The following is a 10,028-nucleotide window of genomic DNA, read 5'->3' as shown; positions in this document are numbered from 1 at the left end:
GAGACGACCCCGCGTCCGATCCCCTCCTCCGTCCGCGCGCCCTCCGCCCACCCCTTCCCATTTCTGTTCTAGGGGGCGAGGCAAGTGGTCGTAGAAGGTCGACCTCGCGTGGATCCTGACGGTGTCGCAGCAGATTCCGGGGGATCCCCAGGTCCTTGACTACGGCGTGCCGGTCGCCGCCGAGGCCCGACACCGTGCCAGATCCTGGGGCAGGAGGTTTACCCCGAGCCGCACCACAAGGCCGCGGCGCTGTTGTGCGAGCTGGCCCGGCAGCCGAGTCTGGAGGTCCGCAACCTGCTGTTCGCGGCCACGGTGACCGCCGCTTACCCCCGGCCGCGTGCGGGCTGCCAGTCAGCCCCGGCCTCGACACCGTGCTCCCGCTGGCCCGTGCTGCCCGCGACGGACCCCCCAGCACGCGAAGTCGCCGCCCAGATCAAGACCTGGGCCAGTTAGCCCGCTGGTCAGGCTCTGGCGACCGGTTGCAACTTTGGGGCGCCGATTCGCGCCGACTTCTCCCCACTCACCTCAACACGCTGTCAGGATGTTGTTCAGGGCCGAGGTGTGTGCCGATCCAGGGGAGCGTGATGGTCGGATCCGCAGGAGTACGTCGGGCCACTCGCTGGCAGGATTCGGTGCGGCTGCTGTTGCTGATCGACGCCGCTGCCAAGTCGGCGGCCGGAGGTGAGTCGGTGCCGCCATCGACCGTCGGGGTGGTCCACACCCAGGTGCGGCTGCAGAAGCTCGACTTCTGGGTCCGCAATCCGGACTACCTGGCCTACGAGCTGATGAACGAGTACGAGGCCGCTCCGGATGTTCCTCGGCTGCTGGAGCTTGCCGCGGAGATTCTGGAGTCGGAGGAACCGGATCTGCGGCGCTTCCCAATGCTGCGTTACAAGTACGGCGCCTTCGAGGAGCTTGATGACGCTCTGGCCCCGCTGGTGGAACGGGGGCTGCTGCGCAAGACGCAAGTCCTCGGGCGTGAGCGCGTGGTGGAGCACATCTACTTCCTACTGGAGGGGGGCCGGCAGGTGGCACAGTCGATGGTCACCGAGGCGCCCGCGCTGGCCTGGTACGTCGAGCGCACCCGCCTGGTCGTGGACCTGGTCGACGGTCTCGGCGGCACGCAGCTGAAGGACCGGCAGTACCTGCTGCAGGATTACGCTGACACCCCTTGGCGCCAGCACATCGGCCCCATCACCGACCAGGCCCGCGAGCGGCTGCGCGAACTTCAAGCGGCGCTTGACCCGGGAGCCACGGGAGCCACTGACCAGGAGGCTTCATGACTGCGCCCGGCCCGGCCCGCTCCAACTCGGCCGACCTGACTGTCGCCCCGAGCGCCAGCGAAATCCTGGGGGAGGTTGCGGAGAAGCTCGGGCTGACACCGGTGCAGGTTGAGCGGACGCTGGCCGAGGCGAACATCACCCTGAAGAGCCCGACTGCCGCCGACCGGCGGCTGCGCATCGTCCGGCTGCGCGCCAGCGGCACGAAACACTCGGGCGACGACTTCACCGTGGAGCAGCCCTTCACTCCGGGCGTGTGGGCGATCGTCCACCCGGACAATAGCGCCGGGAAGACCAGTCTGCTGGAGTTCCTCGTCTTCCCGTTGCGCGGCGGGCCGCGCGATCTGCCGCCCGATGTCCGCTCGTGGCTGCGTCATTTGAGCGTAGACATCGCTGTGGCCGGCCGGGCGATCCGCATCGTCTTGGACGTCGACGGCCAGCCGCACCCTCAGTTGCGGGGCCGGATCCTTGCCGGGGAGTCCGTCGACCAGCTGCTTGCCGCGGACGACGACGCGCTTCGTCTACTGGCGACCGCGTCCGGCAATGACGAGGTCAGCCGGTGTATCGGCGAGTTTTTCCTGGACGCGCTGCGTATGGAGCACACCAACCTGTGGCAGGTGACCGGCGGCGCCGACGGCGAGGGGGCCCCGCAGGTCCACGGGTGGGCGTCGTACTTCGGGGCCTGCTATCTCAATCCCGGTGGGGACGGGATCCTGCTCGGCGATGTCGCCGGTAGCCTGCCCGGGCGGCTCATGGAGCTGTTCGTCGACATCCCGTACAGCACGGCCCTCACCCAGCTGTCCGTCGCCGGGAAGCGGGAGAAGAAGACGATCACCCAGGGGCAGCGCCGGGCGGAAGGGGACGCGGAAGCCCGCCGGACCGAGCGTGAGGCGTGGCAGGCCGGACCTCGCCGACGTGACTGGGCAGATCGAGGCGTGGCGCCGGACGGCTGCCCAAGACATCTCTCCGCTCCTGCGGGCCGCCGACCAGGCTGCGATGGAGCTGCGCGGCATGCGGGCGCTGTTGGAGGATGCCGAGCAGACGCTCACGGAGGTGTCCGCCGCCCGGATGCGCGCGGAGCAGGGGCTACTGGATGCCCGGGAGACGTGGCAGGCCCGGAGGGTCCTGGGACGGCTGGACCCGGTGTGCTGTCCGCGGTGTGAGGAGCCGCTGGGCAGTGTGCGGCGCAGTGAGGAGCGCGAGCAGGCGAACTGTGCGGTGTGCACGCGGCCGCTGCCCGAGGTCGTCCCGGAGACCGCCGAAGCGTTGCTGGCGGGGCTGGAGCAGAGCCTGGAGCAAGCCCAGGATGCCGAGAGGGAGGCAACCGACCGGCGGCTGAGGGCTGTGGAGGCGGTGCAGAGTGCTCTGGCCGACCATCGCGAGGCGGCAGCTGGCCTGGAACAGGGGCTTGCCACCTCGCAGGCCCACGACCGGCTGCGTGACCTGGAGATCCGGGCGGCCGAGCTCCGCGGACGGCTCGAGGCGACCGGATCGACGCCTCCGGCTCCGCCGGTCCCAGTGTCCGCCCAGGTCTTGGCCGCCACCGAGGAAGCCGTCCGCGCGGCCGTCGACGCTGCGGCGAAGCAGCTGTTCCCGGCGTTGAACGAAGCGATCGTCGAGCTCGCCACACGGTTCGGCGTGCAGAACCTCGACAGCGTCAAACTCGACCGCGCCGGCAAGGTCAACGCCGTAAAGGCTGGGGTGAAGACCCCGTTCAAGAGGCTCAGCCGCGGCGACCGGCTCCGCATGCGGATCGCGACCGTCATCGCGCTGCTGCGGGTGAGTGCTGACCGTGGCGTGGCCACGCACCCCGGCCTCCTTCTGATCGATTCGGTCGCCGCCGAAGAAGTCACCGAGGTGCCCGCCCGCACCCTGATCGCCGAGCTGCAGGCCATCGCCGCAGAACTTCCCGAGCTGCAGGTCGTTCTCACCACGGCGCAGCCCGAGCTCGTCGACGCCCTGCCGAAGGACCACCTCATCACCAGCAGTAGTGAACACCTGTTCTAAGCTGCTCGTTCGCGAACCGGCCGGCGACAAGGAGAGGACCGTGGCCCCAAGCGTGGACCAGATGCTCCAGGCCTGGGCCAGCCACGCAACCGACGACGAGCTGGACACCGGGCCCTCGATCGCGGACCTCGGCGGTGCCGAGGCGGTGATCGCGGAGGCCGACCAGCTCGCTGCCGGCCCACTCCTGCCCTATCTGCTCACGGCACTCGGCCGCGACCTCGATGCCCTGGACGGTGACCAGGCCCGGCGGTTGCTCGACGCCGTGGCCCAGGGGTTGCGGAACCCCCAGGCCGCCTGGGTCCTGGCTGACGCGATCGACGTGGTGTGCGCCCATCTGGCGCTCGCCACCCGCCTCGGCACCCGCACCATCCGGGACCTTGCCGCACACGTGGAGGCCGCGCTCGCTGGCGACGCCGATGCCGCCCTCGCCCAGCCGGCCGTCGCCGGACTACTGCGCCTGGCCGTCGCGCAGACGGCCACCCCGCACCGCCTCATGGCGTTGCTCGCCGAGATCACCGGGGACGAGCCGTCCGAGGCCCTCGAGCGCCTGCCGATCCTGGTCGGCGTCGCCCACGACCACTTCGGCGACGACGCTCTACTCGATGTCCTGAGCGCGCTGGAGAATCAGACCGCTCTCCCTGCGGGTACTCGGGCCGACGCCACCTTCGAACTGGCCGTCGCGGACATGCGCAGCGCGCTGGAGGCATCCGACCGCTCAGCCGTCGAAGACCATCTGCGCCGGGCCCTTATGCGGTTCAAGGACCTGGACCGCACCCACGAGGCCCGACTCGACGCCCGCGCCCACGCCGCCGCCGTCGACGCGGTCCTCGCCTTCGGTGAAATCGGCAAGCAGCCCGCGACAGCCGCACCCGCCGAGCAGCGCTTGGCCGAGGCCGCCGCCCAACTGGATGCCACGACCACTCTGTTGACCGAGTGGACCCGCGGTATGCACCGGCTGGACTGGCTCAGCGCCCGCGGACTTGCGCAGAGTGCCTGGTCCCGGCTCGTCACCTCTCTCCAGACCGCCCGCACCCACCTGGACCAACCCAGCTGGTACAACCCGGCTGGCACCCTCGGCGACCTACTGGACGTCTACGTCGCCAGCCGCAGCATCCACACCGCCCGGGCCGACGGATCCGGCGGCCTGACGGCACTGGTGAGCCCACCGGTGGAGGCCGCGTTCGTACGCAGCGACGGCCTGCTGCACCACCTCGAACAGGCCCTCACTACCGACCCGCAGTTCACCGGCTCCCCCGACGCACGGGCGCTGTACGAGGCCGTCCAGGCCCGGCGGCGGGCACCGTCATCGACTGGGCAGGTGATGCCGGGAAAAGCCGTGGAGGGCCGCCCCACGCTCGCCGGGCTCTTCCAAGCTGACGCCTCGGGGCTGCGTGACAACCTCGACCCGTTTCTCCTGGATCGGATCGAGCAGCTCTTGCAGCAGCAGTCCAAGGGCTACACCCCCACCGGCAACGCCCGCTTCGACGCCCACCTGGAATCCCTGCTTGAGGAGCTGGCAACCAGCCCCGCCTGGACGCAGCGCGACAGCTCCTACTTCACCACCCTGCTGGAGCAGTTCCTGCGGTTCCTCTACGACCGCTTCGACGCCCAGGCCGACTACTACGGTGCCCGCACCGCCTACCTCGGCCCCTGCCCCGACAAGAAGCCCGACGGCAGCTCCGACCACTGGGACGAGAAGCACGTCCAGGACGACCTCCACCAGCACCTCGCCGGCACACTCACCCCCGGCACCGTGCAGCGCGAACTCATCGACGTCGCCAGCGGACGCACCGACGTCACCTACACCCCCGAACCCGGCAGCCGCTTCGTCGCCGAGGTCAAACGCCGCGATACCAGATGGACACGCGAACGCATCGAGAAGAGCTACCTCGCGCAGGCTGCCAACTACACCGCCACCGGCCCTCCCTTCGGCCTGCTCCTGGTCGGGGACGACAGCGGCCACACCAGCGGCTACCGGAGCATCGAAGACAGCGTCTGGATCATCCACCGCGCGCGCAGCGCCACCGAGGTACCCCGGCTCATCGTGGTCGGAATCCTGCCGATCGGGCGCCCGACCCCATCCGCACTACGTATGCCCCGCGCCACCACCTGATCCCTTATACGTGCTGAACCAGGTCTGCGCCGACTGCGCGGGGCGGCTGCCCGCAAGCCATGATGCTTTTATCCGGGCCCTCCCGGCACAGCAACCCCACGACCCCCTTCCACCTCACAAGTCACTCGCGATAGACCAGGTCGAGAGGCTATAGGCCGGCTCCGCAGATCGCGCACGACGTGACGCGCCGTTCGGATGCCGGTCCGTAGGGCAAGGTGTCGCCAGGCTGTCCGGAAGATTGCGACCAGGACGAACATCGCCTGGATCCGGCCGCTACGGCGTTCGTAGCTGCGATCAGACACCAGCCGTGTCAGCATCACGTTGCCCGGGGGTGACCGGCCAGCCACCGCTTCACTTCGTGCCAGGCGGCCCGCTCGTGCGCCTTGGTACCGCACCACCAAGTGAAAGGCGAGTCTTGGGACGTCAACTCTTCCCGCCACCAGCCGAGGCTGTCAGCCAGGTGACGGCGGGCTACAGGGCCTGTCTCCGCCTCCCCGATGGTGCAGCGGAAGTGCGGGGTGAGATCGGCGTGCAGGCGCTGCTGCTCGATCGGGGAGAGGGTCTGCGCGCGGCCCCGTTGGCGTTGCGTGCCGCCTTCCAGGATCCGATGGCGGCGACGGCAGCGACGATCGCAGCGCCCAGCGCCAGGGCGGCGATCGTGTCGGTGGTGGTCATGGGGCTGGACGCTATCGCCGCGCTCGCGTCCTCGTGGCTTGGACGGCCAAGGTGGTGAGCGCTGCCGGCTACTCGGTGGTGCGCTCGGGGTCCGGCAGCTGCGGCGGGAAGTGCCGCTCCAGGATCTCCGTCCACCGGTGCAGGACGACGAAGCCTGTGGTGTCGGCCTGCGCCTGGACCAGTTCGGTCAGCGCGTCGATGAACGGCTGGGCAGGCGTGTCCGGCGGCATCGCGTCGGCGGCCAGCTTCAGGCGTTCATGAGCGGCCGGGAAGACGCCCTTGGCCCACGCGTCCTGTTCCTTGACGCGCCGGGAGCTGGCCTCGAAGCCGATCTGCATGATGGTCCACTGCGGGCAGTCGGGCGTGTGCCACATGTGGATCGGCAGGCCCACCCCGACACAGGCGTTATCCGGGCTCGGTCCCGCCTTGCAGTCCGGGCACAGTTCGCCTTCCGTCTTTGCGAAGCCCTCCATCGGCTTGCTCCCCTCGACTGGAAAGCCACGAGCCTGCCACGGGAGATCACCCGCTGAACAGAGCTTTGCCTCAGCGCGCCCCGGCCGGGGTGGGCAAGCCGCCATCCGAGGGTGGCTTGCCCAGGGTCCCCTTGGGCTTGCCCGCGGCTACCGGCGGCGGAACAGGCCGCGGTTCTTCTTCGCCTCCGCTTCGGCCGCCTCCCGCACCGCGGCTTCCTCCGCCTCGCGCTGCGCGACGCGTTCGGCTTCGATCCGGGCCCAGTGCTCCGTCGCGCACGGTCCGCACAGTCCGTCCGTCTCGCTGCGCCAGGAGTACTGCTGGATCATCTGCCAGCGCTCATCGGTGAACTTGGTGCCGCACTGCGTGCACACCGGGCGCTTCGCCTCACGCTCGGCGGCTTTGCAGTTCCGCCTGGCGCCTGCGGAACTGCTCCTCCTCCACCGTGTACAGCCGCTCGCCGTCCGGGTTGTCCAGCGCCTCGTTCAGCGTCTGCCACTCCTCACGCCCGAGCCGCCGCCACACCCTGCCCGCCGCCCCGGCCGGGTCGGCGGTGATCCTCTCCAACTCGGTGACGACCACGGGCACCGCCTGGTGGTAGTCGACGGACGTGAACCCGGCCCACGGGTACCGGGTGCCGGCGAAGTAGCGGCGTGCGGCATGCTCCAGGCGCCGCATCCGGCTCGCCCGCTGCGCGACGGTCTTCCCCGTGAACACGAACGCCACCGGCACGTACCCCTCGCGGCCCGTCGCCGGGTAGATCCGCGACTACAGCCGGAAGTCGTGCACGGCCGTACCCTGCCCGCGGGCTGCCCGCTCGCGTTCCTTGTCGGCCTTCGGTGCCAGGAGCTCGAACCAGTCGCTGTAGCGGCGCAGCTTCGCCGTCAGGTCGTCGACGGGCTCGTTGACGCGGTCGACCTCCAGGAGCACCGCGGGCACCCCGGCGTCCGGGGCGCGCATCGTCAGGTCGGCGTACTGGGTATAGCCGTAGGGCAGCTTGCGGGCGATCTCGGTCTAATAGGACAGCCGGGTGCCGTACCCGGCCCCGGTGAGCACGGCGGCGGTCATCGTCACGGCGGCGGCGTGTTCGTCGTAGCCGTCCGCTTTCACCGGCTTACCTTTCAGGATGCCTCTGACTGTGATTCCCAGTAAGGGAAATCCAACCCGGGGCATCCTTGCTTACCATTCGCTACTTAACATTCTTCCCATTCTCGCGCCGGAACTGAGCCTTCGTGAAGGTCTCCGAATCGATCGGACGGTTCGGGTCCGACAAAGACGGGGCGGCTGCGTAGATAATCCCCGCCCTGCTGGCCACGAATGAGAAGGCCGATCTCCTCGAAGTACGGCTCGCAACGCTGGTTCAGGCGGAATGGGCCGGCCGAGCCGATTCCCATCCAGTCTATAACCTCTGACGGTAGGCGGTGGGTCAGTTGAAATCCCTCGAAAACGACATGGGGGCCCATGAAGGGACTGATCGCCACGCCCGCCAACGTACCGTCTATTCCGTAATAAACGGTAACTCCGGCGTCGTAAAAAGAAGCAAACTCGCCCGGAATCGGGTATCCACTGTCCGTTGGATCTCCCACGGACAACGCAGAAATTACCTGATCATGCCTCATCCCAAATCGGAGCGGGCCCACACTTGCGTACGGCGAAAACTCCCATCTCACGCGGTCGGCCACTGCTTTTACTTCCGGATCGAACAGCATCTCGGAACACTCCTTCCAAAATGAAGTCGCCTTTATTGGCAGCAATATCATACTTCGATTTGCTCACTCAATGTTCCATGCGACTGTCACCGGGTCATCCTTGGGGCGGCCTAAAAGCAGATGGAGTAAATTATTTTATGCCGCCACGGGCAGAAGCGCTCGAGCGAAAGCCTGAAAAAGATCACACGGGCTTGACTCACCTCGCCGAAATGCCCGGAAATCTGTAAGCGGAGACGCACACATGGCTGAGAGCATCGCGGAGCTGCCGAGTGCCAGCATCTGCTACGAGACCATCGGAAGCCCCGACAACCGCCCTCTCCTCCTCGTGTTCGGACTGCACGGGCAGCTCATCTGGTGGGATGACGAGCTGTGCCGGCTGCTGGCCACTCAGGGCTACTTCGTCGTGGGCTTCGACAACCGCGACAGCGGCCGATCGTCAAGGACTCCATCACGCCCCCATCCCATACGAGCGGCAGTGAGGCTCAGCCCACCCGCCTACACTCTGGCGGATATGGCCCGTGACGCGATCAACCTCCTCGATCACATCGGCGTCTCGCAGGCCCACGTCGTAGGGGCTTCCATGGGAGGAATGATCGCGCAGCTCATGGCCATCGAGCATCCTCAACGACTGCTGTCGCTCACGCTCCTCATGACCACCCCAGGGCATCTGCGCATCGGCTGTCGTACGGACTTCTCACTGCTCGCCTGGATGCTCCGCGGGCATCCCGAGGACCGTGAGGGCTACGTCAGGGACAGCATGGCCATGATCAGGAAGATCGGGGGTCAACATCTATCGCTCGACGAAGAGGGCGTGCGCCGGATGCTATACCGCAGTTATGCGCGCGGTGTCAGCAAGAGCGGCACCCGCCATCAGCTCGCCGCCATACTGACGGCCCCCGATCGCCTGCGGGCATTACGGAAGATCGACCTCCCGGTTCACGTGATCCACGGGTCCTGCGACCCCATCATCCCCATGGGCAACGCGGTGCGCACCGCGAAGGCCGTCAAGGGAGCTCGTCTCAGCGTCGTGCCCGGGATGGGGCACTACCTACCGCCCGAGGCATGGCCGCACCTCATCCACGGGCTCAACGATTTGGCCTGACCAAATCTCACGATGGCGGCATGGCGCAGGATGACAAAGTGAACCGTTCCGACTTTCTTGCCGGTGTTGCGCTGGCCGGTGATCAGTCGGCTCGTGGTTCTGTGGCAGCGCAATGTGCTGCCTCGTACTCGGCAGGGCCATACTTGAGTGCAGGCGCCGGTTACCCGTGTACTCGCCGTCGGACGGGCACCGGTTGAGCACGGCTTCGCCCGCCACAACAACTGGCGGATCCTCACCAAGCTCCGCACCGATCCCGCCCGCGCCACCCGCCTCCTGCGCGCCCTGCTCGTCGTGACGAACCTCGAAATCAACCGCTGGCGGATGATCTCCTCCGTGGGTTCCCGCTGGGTGCCGCACCCGGGACAGGGCGCGGGCGTCGCGGCGCGCGGCCGCGTTGCCGATCCGGTTCTGCCGGGACCGGGGCTGGCGCGACTGCGCGGCGGCGAGGTGGCGCTTCCCGGCGTCCTGGAGTCGCCGCCGCTGCTTGCGCAGCTCCTGCTTCTTCGCCGCCTTCGACTTAGGGCTTGCAGAGAATCAAGGTGTTGCTTCCCCTGGTTCGGGTCGTTGGTGTGATAGGCGCATATCCGACGAGGTCCGTAATCAACTCGCTCTGAAGTTCGCAGTGTTGTTTCCTCACCTGGACGAGCGGCAGCGACGTCTGCTGATGGGGG

The 10,028-nt window shown here is 68.1% G+C and carries 12 protein-coding genes; 7 read left to right on the top strand and 5 right to left on the bottom strand.

Going from position 1 to position 10,028, the window contains the following annotated elements:
- Window positions 1–632 precede the first annotated feature (632 nt).
- The 5 genes from ACZ4MU_RS35040 (at window position 633) to ACZ4MU_RS35020 (ending at window position 6,133) form a co-directional block, all read left to right on the top strand.
- Complete coding sequence (locus ACZ4MU_RS35040) at window positions 633–1,283, top strand: hypothetical protein (RefSeq protein WP_467883647.1); 651 nt, start codon at window positions 633–635, stop codon at window positions 1,281–1,283.
- Window positions 1,280–2,443: a hypothetical protein gene (locus tag ACZ4MU_RS35035; protein WP_467883645.1), complete on the top strand. Its 1,164-nt coding sequence runs from the start codon at window positions 1,280–1,282 to the stop codon at window positions 2,441–2,443. Before ACZ4MU_RS35040 ends, ACZ4MU_RS35035 begins: the two co-directional genes overlap by 4 nt.
- Window positions 2,444–2,459: 16 nt before the next feature.
- Window positions 2,460–3,287, top strand: a complete 828-nt coding sequence (locus ACZ4MU_RS35030; protein WP_467883643.1) for a hypothetical protein — start codon at window positions 2,460–2,462, stop codon at window positions 3,285–3,287.
- A 40-nt stretch (window positions 3,288–3,327) separates the two neighbouring features.
- Entirely contained in the window at window positions 3,328–5,400 is a 2,073-nt protein-coding gene (locus ACZ4MU_RS35025; protein ID WP_467883641.1) for a hypothetical protein, read from the top strand.
- A 511-nt stretch (window positions 5,401–5,911) separates the two neighbouring features.
- The gene (locus tag ACZ4MU_RS35020) at window positions 5,912–6,133 is read left to right on the top strand and encodes a hypothetical protein (RefSeq protein ID WP_467883639.1); all 222 of its coding nucleotides are present in this window, start codon (window positions 5,912–5,914) and stop codon (window positions 6,131–6,133) included.
- A 10-nt stretch (window positions 6,134–6,143) separates the two neighbouring features.
- Here ACZ4MU_RS35020 and ACZ4MU_RS35015 read toward each other — a convergent pair whose 3' ends face one another.
- From ACZ4MU_RS35015 to ACZ4MU_RS34995, 5 genes are all read right to left on the bottom strand, one after another.
- Window positions 6,144–6,548 carry a hypothetical protein gene (locus ACZ4MU_RS35015; RefSeq protein WP_467883637.1) on the bottom strand — a complete coding sequence of 135 codons (405 nt, stop codon included), beginning with the start codon at window positions 6,546–6,548 and terminating at the stop codon, window positions 6,144–6,146.
- A gap of 147 nt (window positions 6,549–6,695) precedes the next feature.
- Entirely contained in the window at window positions 6,696–6,920 is a 225-nt protein-coding gene (locus ACZ4MU_RS35010) for a hypothetical protein (RefSeq protein WP_467883635.1), read from the bottom strand.
- A gap of 13 nt (window positions 6,921–6,933) precedes the next feature.
- The gene (locus ACZ4MU_RS35005; protein WP_467883633.1) at window positions 6,934–7,272 is read right to left on the bottom strand and encodes a hypothetical protein; all 339 of its coding nucleotides are present in this window, start codon (window positions 7,270–7,272) and stop codon (window positions 6,934–6,936) included.
- Between the two features lie 42 nt (window positions 7,273–7,314).
- Window positions 7,315–7,506: a hypothetical protein gene (locus tag ACZ4MU_RS35000; protein ID WP_467883631.1), complete on the bottom strand. Its 192-nt coding sequence runs from the start codon at window positions 7,504–7,506 to the stop codon at window positions 7,315–7,317.
- A gap of 233 nt (window positions 7,507–7,739) precedes the next feature.
- A complete protein-coding gene (locus tag ACZ4MU_RS34995; protein ID WP_467883629.1) occupies window positions 7,740–8,255 on the bottom strand; it encodes a hypothetical protein in 516 nt (171 codons plus the stop codon).
- Window positions 8,256–8,496: 241 nt separating this feature from the next.
- Between ACZ4MU_RS34995 and ACZ4MU_RS34990 the strand changes: the two genes are divergently transcribed.
- Window positions 8,497–9,357: an alpha/beta fold hydrolase gene (locus tag ACZ4MU_RS34990; protein ID WP_467883627.1), complete on the top strand. Its 861-nt coding sequence runs from the start codon at window positions 8,497–8,499 to the stop codon at window positions 9,355–9,357.
- 147 nt (window positions 9,358–9,504) lie between these two features.
- The gene (locus ACZ4MU_RS34985; RefSeq protein ID WP_467883649.1) at window positions 9,505–9,930 is read left to right on the top strand and encodes a hypothetical protein; all 426 of its coding nucleotides are present in this window, start codon (window positions 9,505–9,507) and stop codon (window positions 9,928–9,930) included.
- Window positions 9,931–10,028: the final 98 nt, after the last annotated feature.

It is taken from the genome of Streptomyces sp. NPDC026377 (assembly GCF_055567715.1).
This window is presented reverse-complemented; position numbering and strand designations above follow the sequence as displayed.